The following is a 21,736-nucleotide window of genomic DNA, read 5'->3' as shown; positions in this document are numbered from 1 at the left end:
GCGCCGAAATTGACCTGATGCGCAGGGCCTCGTAACGCGCGGGGCATGACTGTCACTCGCTTCGCGCCGTCGCCCACCGGGCACCTTCACGTCGGCAATATCCGCACGGCGCTGCACAACTTTCTGCTGGCAAAACAGGCGGGGGGACGTTTCCTGCTGCGCATCGACGATACCGACGCGGCGCGTTCACGCGAAGAGTTCGTCGAGGGCATCCGCGCCGATCTCGCCTGGCTGGGTCTGGAGATCGAGGGCGAGGAGCGCCAGTCCGCCCGCTTCCCCATTTACGAGGAGGCCTTCGCGCGGTTGGAGGCTGAGGGCCGGGTCTATCCGTGCTGGGAAAGCCCGCAGGAACTAGACCTCAAGCGCAAGGTGCTGCTGGGGCGCGGTCTGCCGCCGATCTACGACCGGGCGGCGCTGGAACTCAGCGCCGACGAAAAGGCAGCCAGAATCGCAGCGGGCGATCTGCCGCACTGGCGCTTCCTGCTGAACCGTGACGAACCGATCGAATGGACCGACGGTATTCGCGGGCCGCAGAAATTCGAAGCTGCGCAGATGAGCGATCCGGTGGTGCGCCGCGCGGATGGTTCGTGGCTCTACATGCTGCCATCCGTGATCGACGATATCGCCATGGGCGTGACGCAGATCCTGCGCGGCGAGGACCACGTTTCCAACACGGCGACGCAGGTGCAGATGTTCACCGCGCTGGGCGCCCCCGTTCCCGCTTTCGCGCATGAGGCGCTGCTGGTGGGCAGCGAGGGCAAGCTGTCGAAGCGGCTCGGCTCGCTGGGCGCGGCCCATTTCCGCGAAGCGGGCATCGAGCCTCAGGCCTTGACGGCGCTGCTCGGCCGGCTGGGCACCAGCGATCCCGTCGATGCGGCGCTGGGGCTGGAGGAACTGGCAGCCGCCTTCGACCTGTCGCGCTTCGGACGCGCGCCGGCGCGGTTTGACGAGGCGGAGCTTGAGCGGGTCAACGCCGCTGTGGTCCATGCTCTGGACTACGATGCGGTGGCCGCGCGCCTGCCTGCGGGGATGGACGCTGCGGCCTGGGCAGCGGTGCGGCCCAACCTTGGCCGCGTAGCCGAGGCGCAGGACTGGTGGCAGGTAGTGACCGGGCCGGTGGCCGCGGCCGAGATCGACGAGGACGACCGGGCCTTCTGCGCGCAGGGCGCGGATGTGCTGGCGGGCCTGGAATGGTCTCCCGAGGTGTGGAAGGCGCTGACCTCCGCTCTCAAGGATGCGACCGGGCGCAAGGGCAAGGCCCTGTTCCTGCCGCTGCGCCGTGCGCTGACAGGCATGGACCACGGGCCGGACATGGCGGCGCTGCTGCCGCTGATCGGGCGTGAGGAGGCGGCGGCGCGGCTGCGGGGGGCTTCGACAGGCTCAGCCTGAGCGGGTTCTGGTCTGCTCTCGACATCGCTCAGCCTGAGCCTGTCGAAGGCCCCACAGTCAAACGCAACATAATGCCTGTTTACACATCCGCCGCTTGCCGCTAGTGGCGCGGTCATGTTCGCAAAGCCGATCATTATTACCACCCCGAAACCGACCGCCATCGCGCGGTCGGTGTCGGTGGTGTGCGTGATCTAAGGCACCACTCGAACACCGACCCCGCACACGGCAGGCGGGGCTTTTCAATCTGAAAACTAGAACCTCGCGCTGCTCCCAAACAGGAGACGCATAATCATGGTTCAAAAGTTCGCACCCGGTCAGAAGCTCAATGTCGGCGTCGTCGGCGCCACCGGGCTTGTCGGCACGATGATCCGCGAGATCCTTGCCGAGCGCAATTTTCCGATCGCAACCCTGCGCCTGTTCGCTTCGGCTCGATCTGCCGGCAAGGAACTGGACGGCGTAGTGGTGGAAGATGCGGCGACTGCGGACTTCGCCGGGCTGGACGTGGTGCTGTTTTCGGCCGGTGGGTCCACCTCGAAGGAACTGGCGCCCAAGGCAGCGGCTGCCGGCGCCATCGTGATCGACAACTCCTCCGCCTGGCGTTCGGACCCGGACGTGCCGCTGGTGGTGGCCGAAGTGAACCCGCAGGCGCTCGCCAACCTGCCCAAGGGCATCGTTGCCAACCCCAATTGCACCACCATGGCCGCGATGCCGGTGCTGCGCCCGCTGCATGATGAGGCGGGGCTGAAGAAGCTGGTCGTCTCGACCTACCAGGCGGTATCGGGCGGCGGCCTCGAAGGCATCGACGTGCTGGCCCGCCAGATCGCCCATGTCGGCGACAAGGCGCGCGAACTGGCCAGCGGCGATGTTTCCGCGCTGCTGCCGGCTGCCGAAAAGTGGGCCGTGCCGATCGCGCATAACGTGGTTCCGCTGAACTACGTCTACGCCGACGATGGCTACACCGAGGAAGAGATCAAGCTGCGCGACGAGAGCCGCAAGATTCTGGGCATCCCCGAACTGCCGGTTTCGGGCACTTGCGTGCGCGTGCCTGTGTTCACCGGCCACTCGCTGTCGATGAACGTCGAGTTCGACCGCCCGATCAGTGTCGAGCGTGCGCTGGAGCTGCTTGGCTCGGCGCCGGGCGTGGTGGTGACCGAAGTACCCAACCCGCTGGACGCAACCGGCAAGGACCCCGTGTTCGTGGGCCGCGTGCGCCGCGATCCGACCTCGGCCAACGGCCTCGCGCTGTTCGTGGCGAGCGACAACCTGCGCAAGGGCGCGGCGCTCAACGCGGTGCAGATCGCGGAAGTGCTGCTGGGTTGATGAAAAGGGGCGCGTGCTTCGGTGCGCGCCCTGTTCGTCACCCCCGACTTCGCGGGGATGACGGAGAAAGGGGACCGGTAGGGACGGGGGCGCAGAGTGGCCCCCACACTTACTCCATGAACCAGCCGTGGCTGGCCACCAGCGACTGGCCGGTCAGCGCGTTGGTTTCGAACCCGGCGAAGAACAGCGCGACTTCGGCGATATCGTCCACCGTGGTGAACTCGCCGTCGACGGTCTGGCCGAGCATCACGGTCTTTACCACCTCGTCCTCGGAAATGCCCAGTTCCTTGGCCTGTTCGGGGATCTGCTTGTCCACCAGCGGGGTGCGCACGAAGCCGGGGCAGATGACGTTGGTGCGAACGCCCTTCTTGCCGCCTTCCTTGGCGATCACGCGGCTCAGGCCCAGCAGGCCGTGTTTGGCGGTGACGTAGGCGCTTTTCAGCGGGCTGGCCTCCTTGGAGTGGACCGAGCCCATGAAGATCACCGAACCGGACCCCTGCGCATACATATGCGGCAGCACCGCCTTGGAGGTGAGGAAGGCGCCGTCGAGGTGGATCGCCAGCATCTTCTTCCAGTCGGCATAAGCGAAATTCTCAACCGGGTTGACGATCTGGATGCCCGCGTTGGAAACTAGCACGTCGACCGTGCCCCAGGCCGCGACCACGGCGGCGACGCCTTCGTTCACCTGCTCCTCGCTGGTCACGTCCATCGCCACGGCCATGGCGGCGCCGCCCTTGGCGATGATGTCGTCCGCCGCTTTCTGCGCGGCTTCGAGGTTCAGGTCGGCGATGACGACCTTGCTGCCTTCGCCGGCATACTTGTGGGCGATGGCGTTACCGATGCCGCTGGCGGCGCCGGTGACGATGCAGACCTTGTCCTTGAGCTTCATCTACTTAACTCCCATCATGCGGTCAGAGGATGCGCCGGATCGGCGCCGGCGAGGTCGAAAGTGACGATTTCATCGGCGTTCAGGCGGCGGCCGGTCCAGTCGGGATGGGCCAGCGAGTGGGCGGCATCGGCGCGCCCCGTGGCCCAGTGCTCGTTCACCGTCACGCGTGAGAATTCGTAGTCCTTGGAATTGGTCTCGAAATACTCGGGCCGGTTAATGAGGTGCATCACCGCCACCGCACCGGCGGGCCGGCAGCCCAGCAGATGCGCAAGATCGGGATCGTCCAGCAGGTCGTCAGGCAGCTTTTTCGCCAGGCGCTTGGCGGCGGCGCACATTTTTTGGAGCTGGCGCGACTGGTCGGTGCCCAGGCGCGTGCGGCTGGAAAAGCGGATGTCCTTTTCGCGCTGGGCGACGTCGGCCATGGTGCGCGGCACGATCCCGCGCGATGAGAACAGGTCCACCTGATAGACCGTCATCTCGCACGAGGGGCGGTTGTCGAGCACGTATTGCAGCGGGGTGTTGGAGACGAGGCCGCCGTCCCAGTACCATTCGCCGTCGATTTCCACCGGCGGGAAGCCGGGCGGCAGGGCGCCGCTGGCCATAATATGCTCAGGCCCGATCTGGCGCTCGGTATTGTCGAAATAGGCGAAGTTGCCGGTGAGCATGTTGACGGCGCCCACGCTGAAGCGGGTTTCGGCGGTATTGAGGCGCTCGAAGTCGATCACATCCAGCAGCGTCTGGCGCAGGGGGGCAGTGTCGTAATAGCTTAGGCGGCCAAGGTCCGCCGGCCATTCGGGCAGCGGCAGGGGGAAACGCGGGGTGAAGAAGCCGGGGATGCCGAACGTCGCCGCCCACTGCGCAGCCACGTCGTTGAAGGCGCGGCGGGCGAAGCCGAGGCGCTCGTCGATGCGGTAGAGCAGTTCGGAGGACACCCCGTTCCAGAACTTGTGCAGCATCGGCACCCGGTCCTTGGGCGCATTGCCGGCGATGATGCCGGCGTTGATCGCCCCGATCGAGATACCGGCCACCCAGTCGGGCAAGGCGTCATTCGCCGCGAGCGCTTCGTAAACCCCCGCCTGATAGGCGCCGAGCGCGCCGCCGCCCTGGAGAACAAGGACGCTCCGGGGGCGGAGATTGGAGTCTGGGTTAGGACGGGTCACGCGATCCCCTTGTGCCAGTTTGCTGCAGCGCAACAGTTGGGGGCGGCTGGCCAAGGTTTCAACTCATACAAGTGTAGCGATTTGTCTTTGCTGTCCGGTGATTGCGGCTTCCCCCTTAGGCCGCCACTTCTTCGCCGGTGGGTTCGCTGGCGGCTTCCAGCAGGCGGCGTTCCAGCGCCTTGAGGCGCGGGGTGCCGGTGATCTTCTCGCCGAAAAGGTCGGTGACGTAGAAGGTATCCGCCGCGCGCTCGCCGTAAGTGGCGATGTGGGCGGAGTGGACCATCAGCTTCGATTCGAACAGCGCATGGGCCAGCCTGTTGAGCAGGGCAGGCCGGTCGCGCGAATTGACTTCGACCACGGTGAAGCGGTTCGAGGCCTTGTTGTCGAACAGCACGCGCGGCCGAACGTCGAAGGCATCGGCGCGGAGGCGTGCGTCGGGGCGGGCGACCAGCTGGGGCAGGATCTTGATCCGGTTGGCCAGCGCATTTTCTATCGAGAGGCTGAGGCGTTCGAGCTGGCTGACTTCCATGAACGGACGGCCGAGCGGGTCCTGCACCAGGAAGTTATCGACTGCGCGCCCTGTGCGGGTCGTGTGGATGCGCGCGTCGATGATGTTGCCGCCGGCCAGGTGGATGCCGCCGGCGATGCGGTAGAACAGGCCCGGGTGGTCCGATGCGATCACCGTCACCAGCGTGGCGCCGCGTGCGGGGTAATATTCGGTGAAGATCGACAGCGGTTCCTCTTCCGAAGCGGCCAGTTCGATCAGGTTCTTGGCGATCACGTCGTCCGGCTCGGCGATCCAGTAGGCATCGCTCAGCACGCCGCCGACTTTCTCGATCAGCGCGGGATACTCGCCTCCCATGGCCTCGACAGCGGCCTTCTTGGCGGCGACGCGATTGGAGCGCCCGAATTGGGCATGACCCAGGCGCAGGCGTTCCTCCGCCGCGCCGTAAAGCGTGGCGATGAGCTGGCGTTTCCACGAATTCCAGGTGCCGGGGCCGACCGCGCGGATGTCGACGATGGTGAGCACGGTAAGCTGGCGCAGGCGGTCCACCGACTGCACGACTTCGACGAAATCGGCGATGGTCTTGCCGTCCGAAAGGTCGCGCTTCATCGCGGTGGCGGACAGCAGCAGGTGCTGGCGGACCAGCCAGGAAACCAGTTCGGTCTCATCCTCGTCCAGCCCGAAGCGCGGGCACAGCTTGAGCGCGATTTCCGCGCCCAGCACCGAGTGGTCGCCCTTCCGCCCCTTGGCGATGTCGTGCAGCAGCACTGAAACGTAAAGCGCCCGGCGCGAGCGCAGTCTGGGGATGACTTCGTGCGCCAGCGGATGATCGCCCTTCAGCTCGCCCTTTTCGATCCGGGCGACGAGGCCGATGGCGCGGATCGTATGTTCGTCCACCGTATAATGGTGGTACATGTCGAACTGCATCTGCGCGTTGACCCGGCCGAACTCGGTCACAAAGCGGCCGAACACCCCCGCCTCGTTGAAGCTGCGCAGTGCGACTTCGGGGTCGTTGCGGCTGGTGAGCAGTTCCATGAACAGTTCGTTGGCGCGCTTGTCGCGGCGCACGTCGTCGCGGATCAACACTGCATCGCGCGATATCAGGCGCAGGGTCTCGGGGTGGATTTCGAGATGCTCGCGGTCTGCCAGCACGAAAATCTCGATCATGCGGACCGGGTCGGCGGCGAACCAGTCGTCCGAAGGCGCTTTCAGGCGGCCTCCGAAGACCCTGTAGCCCTTCAACATCCGTTCCTTGGCGCGGAAACCGGCCAGCAGCCCGCGCGGCTGGCGCTTGGCGAACTGGTCGTCGAGCTGGGCGAGGAACACGCCGGTCAGGTTGCCCACCCCCTTCGCCTGCAGGAAGAACATCTGCATGAAGCGCTCCACCGCGCTTTTGCCGGGGCGGTCGGAGAAGTTCATGCGCGCGGCGACTTCGCGCTGCATGTCGAAGGTCAGGCGGTCCTCGGCGCGGCGGGTGATGGTGTGCAGATGGCAGCGCACCGCCCAGAAGAAGTTCTCGGCGCGGCGGAACGAGCGGTATTCCTTCTGGGTCAGCAGGCCGACGCTGACCAGTTCGGATGCATCGCGCACCTTGTGGATGTATTTGCCGATCCAATAGAGCGTGTGCAGGTCGCGCAGGCCGCCCTTGCCCTCCTTGATGTTGGGTTCCACCACATAGCGGCTGTCGCCCATGCGTTTGTGGCGTTCCTCGCGCTCGGCCAGCTTTTCGACCACGAACTGGCGTTCGGTGCCGGACACCACGTCCTTGAAGAAGCGAGTGCGTGCTTCCTCGTACAGATCCTGGTCGCCCCAGACGTAACGGCCTTCCAGCATGGCGGTGCGGATCGTCAGGTCGGATTTCGACATGCGCACCATGTCGTCGAGCGAGCGGCTGGAATGGCCGACCTTCAGCGCCAGGTCCCACATGAAGTAGAGCATCGCCTCGATCACCTGCTCGCACCACGGCGTCTGCTTGATCGGCGTGAGGAAGGCGATGTCGACATCGGAATGCGGCGCCATCTCGCCCCGGCCATAGCCGCCCACGGCCATGATCGTCAGCCGCTCGCCCTTCGAACGGTTGCCCGCAGGATAGACGTTGGCGCAGATGTGATCGTGGATCACCCGCACCAGCTGATCGACCAGGAAAGCCTGCGCTTCGGCCACTTCGTGCCCGGCGGAGGGCTTGGCGATCAGGCGGCGCGCGATTTCGGCGCGGCCATTTTCCAGCGCGGCGCGCAGCAGCTCGACGATGGCCTTGCGGCCCTTGGCGCCGCCCTGCTCGGCGACCACGACATCTATGCGCGCGGCCAGTTCGCGGCGGTCGATCACGGAACGGGGGGAAGGGATACGGATCACGCTGCTCATGGCCTCGGGGTCTAGACGCTGCGGGCGCCAAGGAAAAGCCGCAGCTGGTGATCTCGCGGGTTATGCGGCACAGATATGAATTGCCGGCTACCATCGCGTACCGGGCTATGCCAGAAGGCCGCGCGTAACGAAGGCCGCTCGGCCGCCCGGACATGAAGCACGCGAGGTCCACGACTTGTCCCTGACACTGCTTGCCGCAGCCGCCGCCGAGGCGCATGAGCCCATCTACTGGGTCAACCTGGGCCTCAAGAACTACCTGTTCCGTATCGGCAGCTTCGAGCTGCGCTGGTACTCGCTGGCTTATCTGGCCGGGATCGTGCTGGGATACTGGCATCTTTCGCGCATGATAAAGTCACCCGGCGCGCCGATGGCGCAGCACCATGCAGACGATCTTTTCTTCTACTGCACCTTGGGCATCATCCTGGGCGGACGGCTGGGCTATGCCACGTTCTACACCGGCGGCAGTTCGGACATTCCCAGCCTCTGGGCCCATCCCAGCCAGCTGGTCCAGCTGTGGCACGGCGGCATGAGCTTCCACGGCGGGTTGATCGGCGTGCTGCTGGCGGTGGCCTGGGTGTCCTGGCGCAACCAGCTGAGCTTTGTGCGGGTGATGGACTATATCTCGGTCTGCGTGCCGTTCGGGATGCTGTTCGGGCGCCTTGCCAACTTCGTCAATGGCGAACTGTGGGGCCGCGTCGTCACCGGCGACGTGCCCTGGGCGATGGTCTTTCCCGATGCCCCGGACCAGCTTCCGCGCCACCCCAGCCAGCTTTACGAGGCGGGGCTGGAAGGGCTGATGATGATCGTCATCATGCTGCTGCTGTACTGGAAGACGCGCGCGCGTTTCCGTCCGGGCCTGCTGGTGGGCGTGTTCACCGCCGGCATCGCCGCCGCGCGCTTCACGGTCGAGTTCTTCCGCGAGCCGGACAAGCAGCTTGCGCAGTTCGCGCAGTCGACCGGCCTGTCGATGGGGCAATGGCTGACGATCCCGTTGATCCTGCTCGGTTTGTTCATGGTGGCGCGGGCGCTGGCCCGCCCGGCGCTTTCCACGCGCCGCCCGATCGAGATCACCTGAGCGTACCGGCGTCATGGCAGAAGGCGAATCGCTTGGCGCGGTCTTCCGGCGGCTGATCGCCCGCTTCGGGCCGATCACGCTGCAACACTACATGGGCGAATCGAACGCCCGCTACTATGCCGGCAAGGACCCGCTAGGCAGCGGCGGAGACTTCATCACCGCGCCCGAGATCAGCCAGATGTTCGGTGAGTTGATCGGCTTGTGGCTGGTCGACATCTGGGTGAGGGCAGGCCGCCCCGCCCCGGTCCACTACGTAGAGCTTGGCCCCGGACGCGGCACTCTGGCCCGCGACGCGCTGCGGGCGATGAAGCGGCAGGGGCTGGAGCCGCAGGTCCACTTCGTCGAAGGCTCCGCTGCGCTGCGTGTCCTCCAGCGGGACGCTGTCCCGGGCGCGCAGTGGCATGACGACATGGACACCCTGCCAACCGACGCGCCGCTGCTGATCGTGGGCAACGAGTTTCTCGACGCGCTGCCGGTGCGCCAGCTGGTGAAGACCCCGCAGGGCTGGCGCGAGCGCATGGTCGACTGGCAGGATGCAGGCGGCGAAGGCGGCCGTTTCCTGCCCGTCGCCGGCGACACGCCGATGGACGCGGCCATTCCCGAACACCTCAAGGCAAGCCCCGAGCAGACCCTGATCGAGACGTGCCCCGGCGCGGCTGCCGTCACCGGCGAGATCGCCGCGCGGCTTGCCGCACAGGGCGGAGCGGCGCTGCTGATCGATTACGGCTATGCGCAGATGCAGACCGGCTCGACGCTGCAGGCGCTGAAGGATCATACGAAAGTCGATCCCTTCGCGCTGCCGGGCGAGGCGGATCTGACCTGCCTGGTCGATTTCGCCACGGCCGCGCAAGTGGCGCTGGCGGGCGGTGCGCGCCACCTCGGCACGGTTACGCAAGGCGCTTTCCTGCGCGCGCTGGGGATCGACATGCGCGCCGCGCAGCTGGCCGGTATTGCGCCGCAGCAATCTTCTGCAATACTCGCCGCCAGGGATCGACTGGTGGACGAGGGGCAGATGGGGGAATTGTTCAAGGTGATGGGCCTGGCCGGGCCGGGCTGGCCGGACGGCGCGGGCTTCTGATGGCCCCGACATCGGCGCAGGCAACCGCCCTGCGCTCAACCGCGCCTGACCGGCTGGAAAAGGCGCTTGGCCTGCTGGCGCTGGTGATGCTGGGCTTCATCGTCGCGGCCCTGATCAAGGGCCTGCACGACTGGCCCGCGATCCCGGCGGTAATCTGGCTGCACCTTGCCACGATCATGACCGCGCTGGCGCTGACCCCGGTACTGCTGTGGCGCCCACGCGGGACGCCGGGGCACCGGCAACTGGGCTATGTCTGGAGCGCGGCGATGCTACTCACGGCGATCGACAGCCTGTTCGTGACGACCAGCAATCCGGGCCATTTCAGCCCCATCCATGCGCTGTCGTTCCTGACCATCGTGCTGGTGCCGTTGCTGGTAATCAGCGCCCGCCGCCGCAATATAGCCCGCCATCGCCGCACCGTGCGCGGCATGATCATCGGCGCGCTGCTGATCGCGGGGTTCTTCACCTTCCCGTTCGATCGCCTGCTGGGGCACTGGCTGCTGAGTTGATAACGACCGCTCCTCCCCATCGCGTCACGACGGGGAGGAGAGCGGCAGCGCTTACTTTCCTACCTTCACCGTGCGGCTTTCCTGGGGGACTTCGCGCACCGGTACGGCCTTCAGCCAGTCTTCGAAGGCCATCACGTCGATCATGCCGCGCGTGCGCTGGGTGCCCTTGGCGAAAGTCGTGAAGCCGTCGCCGCCCTCGGCGAGGAAGTTCACCATGCTCACGCGGTAGTTCGCAGCCGCGCTCACCGGCTTGCCGTTCAGGGTCAGCGATACGATGCGCTTGCCCGAGGGGCGCGCAGGGTCATAACGCAGCATGAGCCCGGCCGAAGGCGAGAGCACCTGCATCGGCCCCTCGTCGTCCAGCCCTTCCTCGATCACGGCGCGCAGCTGCGTGCCGGTGAGCGTCATGGTCACCAGTTCGTTGCCGAACGGCTCGATGGCGTAGAGCTGGCCGAAGGTCACCTGGCCATCGGCGGCGGGCACCAGCGAGGCGCGGATGCCGAAGGGGTTGGTAAAGGCGATCTGCGCGCCCGCTCCGCGCGTGGCGGCAAGCTGGCTGTCGGCGATCAGGTTGCCCAAGGTGCCGCCGGTGCCCGATTCGGCGCCGTCGCTCTTGGACGCGGCCTGCGAAACCTTGCCCACCGGGCGCTCGACCAGCGAGATCGAGGCGTCCTTGTACTGCTTGACGTAGGCGGCCACGTCGGCGCGTGGGGCGAAGCGGGGGAAGGCGTCGGTATTGGCGATCTCGCCCCGGCTGGCCTTGTAAGGCGTGGACTGGACGATGACGTTATGCGCGGCCGAGGACACCACGCGGTGCGCGGCGGGGTCGATCTTCAGCGTGATGTCGGTGACGAGTTCGCCGTAGACGCCCGCGCTGGTCAGCAGGATCGGCGCGCCGCCGTTGGCGGGCTTGTAATTGCACACGTAAGACCAGTGCGTATGGCCCGATACCACTACGTCGACGCCGGGGTTCAGCTTGTCGAGAATCGGCTGGATGTCGCCGGTGAACCCGTCGCAGCCGTTGGGGTCGCCCACCGGGGTCTTGCCGCCCTGGTGGATCAGCACCACCACCGCGTCGGCGCCCTCTGCCCGAAGCAGGGGGATCGCCTTGTTGATGGCCTCGGCCTCGTCGCCGAAGGTCAGGTCCTTGACCTGTTCGGGCGCGACCAGCGTCGGCACCGATTTCAGCGACAGGCCGACGAAGCCGATCGTCACCTTACTGGCGCCTGTTCCGAAGGTCTTCAGGCCGGTGGCAGGGAACAGGGTGCTGCCGTCCGCCTTGAAGGTGCTGGCCGAAAGGTACTTGTAGCTGGCGCCCTTGAACTGCTCCAGCTGGCAGGGATCGAGCCGCCCGTTCTTTTCGCAGCCGCCGCTTTGCAGGCGCTGCAGTTCCTTGGGGCCGCGGTCGAACTCGTGGTTGCCCACGGCGTTGAATTCCAGCCCCAGCCTGTTCATCACGCCGACCGCCGGCTCGTCCAGATAAAGCGAGGAGGCGAGCTGCGAGGCGCTGGTGAGATCGCCCGCCGCCACCACGACATGGTTGGGGTGCAGCGCCTTGATCGAATCCACCGCCGAGGCCAGCCACGCACCGCCGCCTGCGGGAACGGGGAGCATCGAGCCGTCCGCCTGCTTCACGTTGACCGACTGCCCCGGCGGTTCAAGCGCGCCGTGAAAGTCGTTGATGGCAACGATGCCCACTTCGACCGGGCCTGCGGCGGCTTGGGGGCCGGGCACGGACGACGTCTGATGGGAAGCCTGAGGCGCCGCGCAGGCGGCCAGCAGGGAGGCGGTGAGAAGCGGAAGCGCTCTGATCTTGGGGGAGGTCATAAGGCGGCTCTATCGCAAGAAAACGTGACGCTCCAAGGACGAATTTTGCAAACGTCCGCGCGCCTTATCAGCGCACTTCGTCCTCTAGCGCGTGCATGGCATCATCGGACAGGCCGAAGTGGTGGCCAACCTCATGGATGACGACGTGGGCGACGAGATCTTCCAGCTGCACTTCGGTCTCGCACCACTCGGCGAGGAGGGGCTGGCGGTAAAGGGTGATGCGAGGCGGAAACTCGCCCGAAATCCACACCGAATCGGTGTCCATCGAGCGGCCGTGGTAAAGCCCGGTCAGGCCGAAAGGATCGTCGATCTCCAGCGCGCGCAGGGTTTCCTCGTCGGCGAATTCCTCGATGTGGACGGTGATCCCGTCAAGGTGCTGCGCAAAAGGTTCGGGAATGCGCGCGAAGGCTGCGTGGGCAAGCGCCTCGAAGTCGGCGGGCGAGGGGGGAGGTCCGAAGCGGCGTGTCATGGAGCGGACTGTGCCACCGATTGCATCGCCGGGTAACCCTCAGACGCGCGCGGCATCGAGGTGCCGCAGAATAACCGCGCGGTTGCTGCGATCGGCCTCGAAGCGGGCGAGCGCTCCGTCATGGGCCAGAATCGCGGCGATGATGCGGCGGCGGCCTGCCTTCCAGCTATCCATGTCGTGCTCCAGCGCCCGCACCGGGGCGTCGGACCGGGTGGTGGCATAGTGCAGGGTGACGCGGGTGAGCATTTCAAACAGCGGGCGGCGGACCATGCGGAACAGCAGTTCCTGAAACGCGAACTCGAAGGCGCCCAGCTCCGCGTCGCTGGCGCAGGTTTCCACTTTTCCCGCCATCGTGCGCAGATCGCCAAGCAAGCCCGCGTCCCGGCATCCGGCGGCTGCGGAGGCAAGCTCGTTGAACAGCAGCGAAGTCATGTCCAGCGCCTCCTCCCATGTCGCTGGGTGAACCCGCAGATACGCGTCGAAGGCCCGCTCCAGCGCCGCATCGTCGGGCCGCGCGCCGTAATAGCCGCCGCCGGGACCGCGCCGCACTTCCAGCAGCCCCTCGTGTTCGAGGACGCGGGCGGCCTGTTGCAGGGTGACGATGCCGACTTCAAGGCTGCGGGCCAGCGCATGGAGCGATCCGATCAGCGCGCCGGGGGCGGCGGCAAAGATACGTTCGCGCAGAAACTCGGTGGTGGCGGTGACGAGATTCGTCCCGCGGCGTCGGCGGACTTTAAGTTGGGCGTCAATTACAGGCATATAATAGCCTCCAATCAGGGGCTGACGATAAAGAAAAATGCAATTCAAGTCCGTTGAGCGCCTATTTAAACGCACATAACATCCTGCTCAAGACGGGTAGCCGCAAAGGCGCCCAGGCGCTTTGGGACAGGAACAAGCGATGGCATTTCTCACACCGGATCGGTCGGTCCTGCCGGGCCACGCCCTCGTCATAGACGGGGTGAGCGAGGCAGGCGGCAGCGGCGCTGCGTTCGAACACGTCTACCCCGGCACCGGTGCAGTCACTGCGGAACTGCGGCTGGCCGATGCGGGCGATGTCGACCGCGCCGTGGCCGCTGCGCAGAGCGCTGCCCCGGCATGGCGCGCCATGCCGGGCGACAAGCGGCGCGACCTGATGCTGCGTCTTGCCGCGCTGATCGAGGAGAATGCGGCGCAAATGACCCCGCTGCTCTCGATCGAGAACGGCTCCATCATCCTCGCCGGTCCGCACATGAGCGCCGATGCCGCACAGAAATTCCGCTACTTCGGCGGCTGGGCGGACAAGATCGAGGGCCGCACGATCAGCACCTGGGGCGGCCCGGCGCACGATTACGTGACGTATGAGCCTTACGGGGTGGTCGGGATCATCGTGCCGTGGAACGGGCCGCTGTTCGCAGCGACGATGTGCCTGGCCCCGGCACTGGCGGCCGGCAACTGCGTGGTGCTGAAAGCGCCGGAGAACGCGCCGTTCTCGCTGATGAAGCTGATGGAGATCATCGGGCAGGCGGGCTTTCCGGCCGGAGTGGTCAACCTTGTCACCGGCGGGCCGGACGTAGGCGCGGCGATGGTGGCGCACCCCGGGATCGGCAAGATCGAATTCATCGGATCGGGCGGTACGGCGCGCAAGATTCTTGGCAGCGCGGCGCAGAGCCTGAAGCCGGTGGGGCTGGAACTGGGCGGCAAGTCGGCGGTGCTGGTCTTTGCCGACGCAAACCTTCAGGCGGCGGCGAAGCGCGGGCTGTCCGGTGCGGTCAGCGCCAACGGGCAGGGCTGCGTCAACGGCACGCGGCTGTTGGTGGAGCGTTCGATCTACGAGCCTTACGTGCAGATGCTGGCCGCCATGGCCGGGCACATCAAGGTCGGCGATCCGCTGGCGATGGACACGATCATGGGCCCCGTCATCTCCGCGCCGGCGCTGGAGCGCATTCAGGGCATGGTCACAGGCGGGATCGCCGATGGCGCGCGCCTCGTCTGCGGCGGCGAACGACTGGGGGGCGATCATGGCTCCGGCTTCTTTCTGCCGATCACGGTGCTGGCCGACGTCGCGCCGGGCAGCGCCATTGCGCGCAACGAGGTGTTCGGCCCGGTCCTCGTCGTCACGCCGTTCGACAGCGAGGAAGAGGCCGTCTCGCTCGCCAACGACAGCGATTACGGTCTGGGCGCCTATGTCCACACCACCAGCCTTGCCCGCGCTCACCGCGTCGCCGGGCAGATGATGGCGGGGCAGGTGCAGGTCAACGGCTCGGGCGAGGCGATGACGGCCTGCGTCCCCTTCGGCGGCATGAAGCATTCGGGCCACGGCCGCCTCGGCGGGATCGAGGCTCTGCGTGAGTTCCAGCAAGTGCGCAACGTCTGGGTCAACCTGCGGGAGTGATGGCGATGCTCGATCCCGAAGACCGCGCCGCCAGTGGCCGCGTCGCCGAAGCCGAAGCGGCGGCCCGCAGCCCGCGCGAACCGGCGACCCTGCTGGAGGAATCCTGGCGCGACTTCGTCTGGGCGGAGGTCTGGACCCGCCCCGGCCTGCCGATGCGCCCGCGCCTGATCGTCGCCATGGCCAGCGCGGCGACTTGCGGGCTGGAGGAAAACCAGATCGACGATTTCGTGCGCGGGGCGCTGGTCGGGGGGCACCTCAGCCTTGCCGAACTGCGCGAGGCGGCGCTGCATCTGGCCGTCTATGCGGGCTGGGGCAACGGCGGCAGGCTGGACCGCGCGGTGACGCGTGTGGCGCTTGAACTCGATCTGCCGCCCGCGCATGTCCCGCCGATCTGCCCCGAACCATGGGACGCGCAGGCCCGCAACGATGGCGGTCATGCCGCCTTCGCCAAAGTCATGACCTTTGCGCCGGGGCCGCCCGGATCGCCCTATCTTCAGGCCATCAACAACTTCGTCTTTGGCGAGATGTGGCGGCGTCCCGGCCTGGACGAGGCATCGCGCAGGTGGATCACGCTGGTCGGCGTGTGCGAATCGGCGGCCGAGATCCCGATCCGCAGCCACATCCACGCCGCCATGGCGAGCGGCAACTGCACCGGCGATGAGATGCTCGAATTCGTAGTGCAATACGGGACCCATGCGGGCTGGCCCAAGGCCTCGCGCATCAACGCGGTGGTGCAGGAGATGATCGGCAAGGTGGCCAGGGGGCTGGCGTGGAACGGCTAGCGACGGGGAAAGCAGTATGAACACCGATATGACCGGCAAGGTCGCCCTCGTAACCGGCGCCGCTTCGGGGCTGGGCCGGGCGAGCGCGCTCAAGCTGGCGGAGGCGGGGGCCGATCTCTGGCTTGTCGACGTCAACCCGCAGGGTTTGGCCGAAACCGCTGCGCTGCTGGCAAAAAGCGGGCGGGCAGTGGCAACGCAGGTCGTCGACCTTTCGGATGCCGCCGCCTGCGCGCAAGTCGTGCCCGAGGCGACGACGCGGTTCGGGCGGCTCGATGCGCTGTGCAACATCGCCGGGCTGATCTACCTTGCCAACACGCCGCAGATGCCGCTGGAGCAGTACCGGCGCACCATCGCCGTCAATCTCGACGCGCCTTTCGTGCTGTCGCAGGGCGCGATCCCGCACCTGCTGGAAACGAACGGCGCGATCGTCAACGTAGCTTCCTGTGCGTCCTATATCGGCGAGGCCTATGCCGCCGCCTATTGCGCCAGCAAGTGGGGCATCCTGGGCATGACCAAGGCCATGGCGATGGAGTTCCAGAAAGCCCCGATCCGCATCAATGCGGTCGCGCCCGGCGGCATGGTCACCAATATCGCGCTCAATTACCGGCCGCCCGAAAACTGCGACATCGAACTGCTCAAGCGGTTCTCGGGAATGCGCGGGCAGGTCGAGGTGGACGATGTGGCGGACATGGTCCTGCTCCTGGCGTCCGAGGCCGGGCGCGGTTTCCACGGCGCCTGCATCGACATCGACAAGGGTATTACGGCCGGTTGAGCCGGTCTGCGGGAGTACGAAGATGACATTCACGCTCGATCAGTTCCGCCTAGATGGCAGGGTGGCCGTGGTCGCCGGCGCCGGCGGGCGCGGCAATTCCATCGGCCGCGCCTATGCGATGGGCCTTGCCGAAGCGGGGGCGAGCGTCGTCGTCGCCGACCTCAACCTTGAAGGGGCCGAGGCCGTCGCCGCAGAGATCGCTGCCCTCGGCGGCAAGGCGCTGGCGGTGCAGGTGGACGTGGCTGATGAAGCCTCGACCCTAGCCATGGGCAAGTCTGCTTGCGCGGCGTTCGGCGGGGTCGACGTGCTGGTCAACAATGCCGCGCTGATGGTCGATATCAGCTACGACCACTGCGAGACGGTCACCTTGGAAGCCTGGAACCGGGCGTTTTCGGTGAACCTGAACGGTGCGCTGCTCTGCGCGCGGGCGGTCATCCCCTCGATGCGGGAGCGCGGCGGCGGGCGGATCGTCAACCAGACAAGCGGCGGGGCGTTTCCGGCGAGCGGGCTTTACGGTATTTCTAAACTGGCGCTGGTCGGGCTGACCACCACGCTGGCAAAGCAGCTGGGCAAGGACGGTATCACCTGCAACGCCATCGCGCCGGGCAATGTCACTTCGGATGCGGGCAAGCTGCTGGTGCCGGACGATTCGCCGTTCATCCGCTTTCTCGAAATGACCTGCGCCATCGACCCGCGCGGGGCCCCGGACGAACTGGTCGGCACCCTGCTGCTGCTGTGTTCGCCGGCGGGGCAGTGGATCACCGGGCAGACGGTTCATGTCGATGGCGGCTGGGTGATGCGGCCTTAGCGGATAAGCCATCCACATCCGGGTCGCGCGGCTTCCTTGCGAAATGCCGGCCTTTCTGCGACCAAACCGGGCATGATACCGGCTCTTTTCGGCCTCTCCGGCCTGACCCTGACCGCTGACGAGCGCGCCTTCTTCCGCGATGCCGATCCGGCGGGCTACGTCCTGTTCGGCCGCAATGCGCAAAGCCGTGAGCAGGTTCGCGCGCTCACAGACGAACTGCGCAGCCTCCACGGGCGCGACCGGCTGTTCATCTGCGTCGATCAGGAAGGCGGCCGCGTGGTGCGCCTGAAGCCGCCGGTCTGGCCGAAATACCCCCCCGGCGAGGTGTTCGACCGGCTTTACGACCTGGCCCCCGCCAGCGCCATCGAGGCTGCGCGGGCGAATGCCCATGCGCTGGGCCTGGACCTTGCCGAGGCGGGCATCACCGTCGACCTGCACCCCTCGCTCGATGTGCGCCAGCCCGGCGCGCACGATGTCGTCGGCGACCGTGCGCTGGGATCGGAACCGATGCGCGTCGCTGCGCTGGCCCGCGCCATTCTTGACGGGTTCGCCCGCGCAGGCGCGGCCGGATGCATCAAGCACATCCCCGGCCACGGCCGCGCCATGGCCGACAGTCACAAGGAACTGCCCACCGTCACCGCATCCGCCGAGGAACTGGAACTGGACATCGCGCCGTTCCGCACCCTGGCCTCGGCGCCGATCGGGATGACCGCGCACGTCCGCTACACCGCCTGGGACGATGAAAACCCCGCCACCCTCTCGCCCTTCGTGGTGGGTGAGGTGATCCGCAAACGAATCGGTTTCACCGGCCTGCTGATGAGCGATGACCTAGACATGGAAGCGCTGTCCGGCACGGTGCCGGAACGTGCGGCGGGCGCCATCGCGGCGGGCTGCGACCTTGCGCTCAATTGCTGGGCGAAGATGGACGACATGGTCGGCATCGCCAAGGCCGTGCCGGTGATGGGCGCGCAGGGCCTTGCCCGGCTGGACACGGCGCTGGCGGCCACCGGCGAGGCGCTTCCCGGCCCCGACCATGCTACCCTCCACGCCACTCTCATCGCCCAGCGCGACGCGCTGCTGGCGCTACAGGCAGCCTGAGGCATGGCCGAAGCTCCGGGCCTGTTCGACGGCTGGGGCGGGGAGGACCGCGCCGAGGCGCAGGACGACGCGCTCTATCTGGACATCGACGGTTGGGAAGGCCCGCTGGATTTGCTGCTCGACCTTGCGCGGCGGCAGAAGGTGGACCTTCGCACGATCTCGATTCTCGAACTGGTCGATGCCTATCTCACCTACATCGAGCAGGCCGAGGCGCTGCGGCTGGAACTGGCGGCGGACTATCTGGTGATGGCGGCCTGGCTCGCCTACCTCAAATCCGCGATGCTGCTCCCGCGCGACGAGGCGGAAGATCCCAGCCCCGAGGAGATGGCCCTGCGCCTGCAGATGCGCCTGCAACGCCTGGGTGCCATGCGCGAGGCGGCGGGGCGGCTGATGGGCCGTGATCGGCTGGGCCGCGATGTCTTCGCGCGCGGCGCGCCGGAGGGGCTGCGGGTTGATCGCAAGTCGCTGTGGCAGTGTTCGTGGTACGATCTCGTGCGGGCTTACGGCGATGTGAAGGTGCGCTCGGAACCCGTCGTCCACATGGTGCGCGAGCGGATGGTGATGACGCTGGACAGCGCGATCCAGCGGGTATCCTCGATGCTGGGCGTGGCGATCGACTGGATGGACCTGCGCGATTTCCTGCCGCCCGCGCACGATACCTGGGCCGACCCCCGGCTGCGGCGTTCGGCGCTGGCCTCCAGCTTCGTCGCGGCGCTGGAACTGGCGCGCACCGGCAAGGCAGAGATCGTGCAGGACGAAACGTTCGGACCTTTGCGGCTGCGGGCGGTGAAGCCGTGATTCGTCGACATGCCGAGCGGAGCCACGGGGGCTTCGACAAGCTCAGCCTGAGCGGAGTTTCAAGCAACCGGCCAGCGCCGCTCAGCCTGAGCGGTCCTCCAGGCTCGCTCCCAACCCCGCTCAGGCTGAGCCTGTCGAAGCCCCAGGCGCGCGCACGATGACCATCACGGACAACACCCAGCCCGACGACCTCGTCCGCGCCGTGGAAGCTACGCTCTTCGCCGCCGAGGAGCCGATGAGCGCCGAGCAGATCGCGGCTCACCTCGGCTTCGGCGAAAAGGGGGCGGGGCAGGTGCGCCCCGTCATCGAGCAGCTTGTCCGCCATTACGAGGGACGCGGCATCCTGCTGGTCGAGCGCGGCAGGCGCTGGCATTTCGAGACCGCGCCCGATCTTGCCCACCTCCTGCGCCGCGAGAAGGAGGAATTGCGCCGCCTATCCCGCGCGGCCACCGAAGTGCTCGCCATCGTCGCGTATCACGAGCCGGTCAGCCGGGCCGAGATCGAGGCGATTCGCGGGGTGCAGACCGCCAAGGGCACCCTCGACGTGCTCATGGAGGCGGGCTGGGTGCGCGTCGCCGGACGGCGCGAGGTGCCGGGCCGCCCGGTCATCTATGCGACGACGCCGGTATTCCTAGACCACTTCGGGCTGGGGACGCTGAAGGAGCTGCCGGGCATCGACGAACTGCGCGCCGCCGGCCTGCTCGATCCGGTGGACGAGGACATGATCGAGGCAGTTCTGGGGCCGGTAAATGGCCGCAAGGCGGATGAACGCGAATCCGATCCTGACTGAGGCATGACAGCGGCAGGTCAGAACCATGACGGGCTGGCAACTTGCCAACAAAGCGCCTAGATGGGGCGCATGACGGTCGATACCGACCATGTGTTTTGGAGTTGAGGTTATGGGTAGCTTCTCGATCTGGCACTGGCTGATCGTTCTGGTGATCGTGCTCGTGCTGTTCGGACGCGGCCGCGTGTCGGAAATCATGGGTGACTTCGGCAAGGGCATCAAGAGCTTCAAGGACGGCATGAACGAGGAAGAGGCCAAGAAGGCCGCTTCGTCGACCCCCGCAGTGCCGCCCGTGCAGATCGCCAAGCCGCAGGATGAGGTCGTACCGCCGGCTCCCGCCGCAGTGCCGACCGAGACCAAGAACGAGCAGGTTTGAGCGAGCCGGACTGACAGGCGATGTTCGACGTCGGCGCATCCGAACTGCTGTTGATCGTGATCGTGGCGGTTGTCGTCATCGGTCCCAAGGACATGCCTATGGCATTGCGCACGGCTGGCCGCTGGATCGGCAAGATGCGCAAGGTCTCGAATCACTTCCGGTCCGGTCTCGACGCCATGGTCCGCGAGGCCGAGCTTGAGGACATGGAGCGCAAGTGGCGAGAGCAGAACGAGGCGATCATGAAGGCCAGCCCTCAGCTGCCCAGCATGAACCCGACTGCCGACGACATGCAGGCCCCGGCGGCGTCCAACCCCGCCCCGTACACGCAGGACGCTCCGGCATCGCAGGATCACGCCGCCTCGCAGGACCATAAGGCCGAGGGCGGGGCAAACGCGACAAGCGAAGAACCCCGGCAGGCCGAAATGCACCTGCCCCCGCCGCCGCCCTGAGGCACAAGCCATGCAGCCCTTCCGCGTTTCCGATATCGACGATACCCAGGCCCCCCTGCTCGAACACCTGGTCGAGCTGCGGGGCCGGCTGCTGCGCGCCTTCCTGGCCTTTGCAGTGGCGTTCGGCGTGTGCTTCTATTTTTCGAGCGACATCTTTTCGTTCCTGGTCCGTCCGCTGACCGAGGCGTTTCCGCCGGGGCAGGGCCGGCTGATCTACACCAAGCTGTATGAGGCGTTCTTCGTCGAAGTGAAGATCGCGATGTTCGCGGCCTTTTTCGTCAGCTTCCCGGTGATCGCCAACCAGATCTGGGCCTTCGTGGCGCCCGGCCTTTATGCGAAAGAGAAGAAGGCGTTCCTGCCTTTCCTGATCGCAACGCCGATCCTGTTCACGATGGGCGCGGCGTTGGCTTACTACGTGGTCATGCCGACCGCCTTCCACTTCTTCCTGGGCTTCCAGGGACAGAAGGGCGGCCTCAAGCTAGAGGCTCTGCCCGGCACCGGTGACTATCTGGCGCTGGTGATGCAGTTCATCCTGGCCTTCGGGATCAGCTTCCTGCTGCCGGTGCTGCTGATGCTGCTCAACCGGGCCGGCATCGTGACGCGCGCGCAGTGCGTGGCGGCGCGGCGTTATGCGATCGTCGGCGTGTTCATCGTCGCGGCCGTGGCGACGCCGCCGGACGTGATCTCGCAGCTGATGCTGGCGATCCCGTTGCTGCTGCTGTTCGAAGGCACGCTGATCCTCATGTGGTTCACCGAACGCCGCGAAGCCAAGGAGCGCGCGGCCGAGGAAAAGGCCATCGAGAAGAACGCCGAAGCGGCAGGCAAAGCGGTAGCGGAGTAAGCGCTCTGTTGCGCAGGGGCTTCGACAAGCCCAGCCTGAACGCAATTCGGTTTATCTAGAAAATGACGA

The 21,736-nt window shown here is 66.6% G+C and carries 21 protein-coding genes; 15 read left to right on the top strand and 6 right to left on the bottom strand.

All coding sequences use genetic code 11. The annotated features are described in order from the left end of the window. Window positions 1–45 precede the first annotated feature (45 nt). Together gltX and TQ38_RS15655 are read left to right on the top strand one after the other, a co-directional pair. On the top strand, window positions 46–1,389 hold the full coding sequence (gltX, locus tag TQ38_RS15660; protein ID WP_043977057.1) for a glutamate--tRNA ligase: 1,344 nt from the start codon (window positions 46–48) through the stop codon (window positions 1,387–1,389). A gap of 291 nt (window positions 1,390–1,680) precedes the next feature. Continuing rightward, window positions 1,681–2,709 (top strand): aspartate-semialdehyde dehydrogenase, encoded by a 1,029-nt coding sequence (locus tag TQ38_RS15655; RefSeq protein ID WP_043977054.1) that lies wholly within the window; start codon window positions 1,681–1,683, stop codon window positions 2,707–2,709. A 109-nt stretch (window positions 2,710–2,818) separates the two neighbouring features. Here TQ38_RS15655 and TQ38_RS15650 read toward each other — a convergent pair whose 3' ends face one another. The 3 genes from TQ38_RS15650 to TQ38_RS15640 form a co-directional block, all read right to left on the bottom strand. Further along, window positions 2,819–3,598 carry a 3-hydroxybutyrate dehydrogenase gene (locus tag TQ38_RS15650; RefSeq protein WP_043977051.1) on the bottom strand — a complete coding sequence of 260 codons (780 nt, stop codon included), beginning with the start codon at window positions 3,596–3,598 and terminating at the stop codon, window positions 2,819–2,821. Between the two features lie 14 nt (window positions 3,599–3,612). Next, the gene (locus TQ38_RS15645; protein ID WP_043977244.1) at window positions 3,613–4,758 is read right to left on the bottom strand and encodes a patatin-like phospholipase family protein; all 1,146 of its coding nucleotides are present in this window, start codon (window positions 4,756–4,758) and stop codon (window positions 3,613–3,615) included. Window positions 4,759–4,873: 115 nt separating this feature from the next. After that, window positions 4,874–7,627 (bottom strand): [protein-PII] uridylyltransferase, encoded by a 2,754-nt coding sequence (locus tag TQ38_RS15640; protein ID WP_043977048.1) that lies wholly within the window; start codon window positions 7,625–7,627, stop codon window positions 4,874–4,876. Between the two features lie 175 nt (window positions 7,628–7,802). Here TQ38_RS15640 and lgt point away from each other — a divergent pair, with 175 nt between their 5' ends. The 3 genes from lgt to TQ38_RS15625 are packed head-to-tail and all read left to right on the top strand — an operon-like array spanning window position 7,803 to window position 10,289. Beyond that, window positions 7,803–8,702 (top strand): prolipoprotein diacylglyceryl transferase, encoded by a 900-nt coding sequence (gene lgt / locus TQ38_RS15635; RefSeq protein ID WP_043977045.1) that lies wholly within the window; start codon window positions 7,803–7,805, stop codon window positions 8,700–8,702. Window positions 8,703–8,715: 13 nt separating this feature from the next. Continuing rightward, entirely contained in the window at window positions 8,716–9,780 is a 1,065-nt protein-coding gene (locus TQ38_RS15630; RefSeq protein ID WP_043977043.1) for a class I SAM-dependent methyltransferase, read from the top strand. Beyond that, on the top strand, window positions 9,780–10,289 hold the full coding sequence (locus TQ38_RS15625) for a DUF2306 domain-containing protein (protein WP_043977041.1): 510 nt from the start codon (window positions 9,780–9,782) through the stop codon (window positions 10,287–10,289). The genes TQ38_RS15630 and TQ38_RS15625 overlap by 1 nt, the downstream gene beginning before the upstream one ends. A 51-nt stretch (window positions 10,290–10,340) precedes the next feature. On the opposite strand, the gene TQ38_RS15620 is transcribed toward TQ38_RS15625, so the two are convergent. From TQ38_RS15620 to TQ38_RS15610, 3 genes are all read right to left on the bottom strand, one after another. After that, window positions 10,341–12,116, bottom strand: a complete 1,776-nt coding sequence (locus TQ38_RS15620; RefSeq protein WP_043977038.1) for a bifunctional UDP-sugar hydrolase/5'-nucleotidase — start codon at window positions 12,114–12,116, stop codon at window positions 10,341–10,343. 67 nt (window positions 12,117–12,183) lie between these two features. Continuing rightward, the gene (locus tag TQ38_RS15615) at window positions 12,184–12,585 is read right to left on the bottom strand and encodes a metallopeptidase family protein (protein ID WP_043977035.1); all 402 of its coding nucleotides are present in this window, start codon (window positions 12,583–12,585) and stop codon (window positions 12,184–12,186) included. 39 nt (window positions 12,586–12,624) lie between these two features. Further along, window positions 12,625–13,344 (bottom strand): GntR family transcriptional regulator, encoded by a 720-nt coding sequence (locus TQ38_RS15610; RefSeq protein WP_043977032.1) that lies wholly within the window; start codon window positions 13,342–13,344, stop codon window positions 12,625–12,627. A gap of 139 nt (window positions 13,345–13,483) precedes the next feature. Between TQ38_RS15610 and TQ38_RS15605 the strand changes: the two genes are divergently transcribed. From TQ38_RS15605 to tatC, 10 genes are all read left to right on the top strand, one after another. Continuing rightward, window positions 13,484–14,956, top strand: coding sequence for an aldehyde dehydrogenase (locus tag TQ38_RS15605; protein ID WP_043977029.1), 1,473 nt, complete (start codon window positions 13,484–13,486; stop codon window positions 14,954–14,956). A gap of 5 nt (window positions 14,957–14,961) precedes the next feature. After that, a complete protein-coding gene (locus TQ38_RS15600) occupies window positions 14,962–15,738 on the top strand; it encodes a carboxymuconolactone decarboxylase family protein (RefSeq protein ID WP_240197905.1) in 777 nt (258 codons plus the stop codon). A gap of 16 nt (window positions 15,739–15,754) precedes the next feature. Beyond that, the gene (locus TQ38_RS15595) at window positions 15,755–16,510 is read left to right on the top strand and encodes an SDR family NAD(P)-dependent oxidoreductase (protein WP_043977023.1); all 756 of its coding nucleotides are present in this window, start codon (window positions 15,755–15,757) and stop codon (window positions 16,508–16,510) included. A gap of 22 nt (window positions 16,511–16,532) precedes the next feature. Continuing rightward, complete coding sequence (locus tag TQ38_RS15590) at window positions 16,533–17,318, top strand: SDR family oxidoreductase (RefSeq protein WP_043977021.1); 786 nt, start codon at window positions 16,533–16,535, stop codon at window positions 17,316–17,318. 72 nt (window positions 17,319–17,390) lie between these two features. Continuing rightward, window positions 17,391–18,416 (top strand): beta-N-acetylhexosaminidase, encoded by a 1,026-nt coding sequence (nagZ, locus tag TQ38_RS15585; RefSeq protein WP_043977013.1) that lies wholly within the window; start codon window positions 17,391–17,393, stop codon window positions 18,414–18,416. Window positions 18,417–18,419: 3 nt separating this feature from the next. After that, the gene (locus TQ38_RS15580) at window positions 18,420–19,214 is read left to right on the top strand and encodes a ScpA family protein (RefSeq protein ID WP_043977009.1); all 795 of its coding nucleotides are present in this window, start codon (window positions 18,420–18,422) and stop codon (window positions 19,212–19,214) included. A 157-nt stretch (window positions 19,215–19,371) separates the two neighbouring features. Further along, window positions 19,372–20,004, top strand: a complete 633-nt coding sequence (gene scpB / locus TQ38_RS15575; protein ID WP_043977007.1) for an SMC-Scp complex subunit ScpB — start codon at window positions 19,372–19,374, stop codon at window positions 20,002–20,004. Between the two features lie 109 nt (window positions 20,005–20,113). Continuing rightward, entirely contained in the window at window positions 20,114–20,377 is a 264-nt protein-coding gene (locus TQ38_RS15570; protein ID WP_043977004.1) for a twin-arginine translocase TatA/TatE family subunit, read from the top strand. A gap of 20 nt (window positions 20,378–20,397) precedes the next feature. Further along, window positions 20,398–20,826: a Sec-independent protein translocase protein TatB gene (gene tatB / locus TQ38_RS15565; RefSeq protein ID WP_043977001.1), complete on the top strand. Its 429-nt coding sequence runs from the start codon at window positions 20,398–20,400 to the stop codon at window positions 20,824–20,826. Between the two features lie 10 nt (window positions 20,827–20,836). Then, on the top strand, window positions 20,837–21,667 hold the full coding sequence (gene tatC / locus TQ38_RS15560; RefSeq protein WP_043976998.1) for a twin-arginine translocase subunit TatC: 831 nt from the start codon (window positions 20,837–20,839) through the stop codon (window positions 21,665–21,667). Window positions 21,668–21,736 lie beyond the last annotated feature (69 nt).

Origin of the sequence: Novosphingobium sp. P6W (genome assembly GCF_000876675.2) — a bacterium.
In the GTDB taxonomy this organism is placed as follows: Bacteria; Pseudomonadota; Alphaproteobacteria; order Sphingomonadales; family Sphingomonadaceae; genus Novosphingobium.
This window is presented reverse-complemented; position numbering and strand designations above follow the sequence as displayed.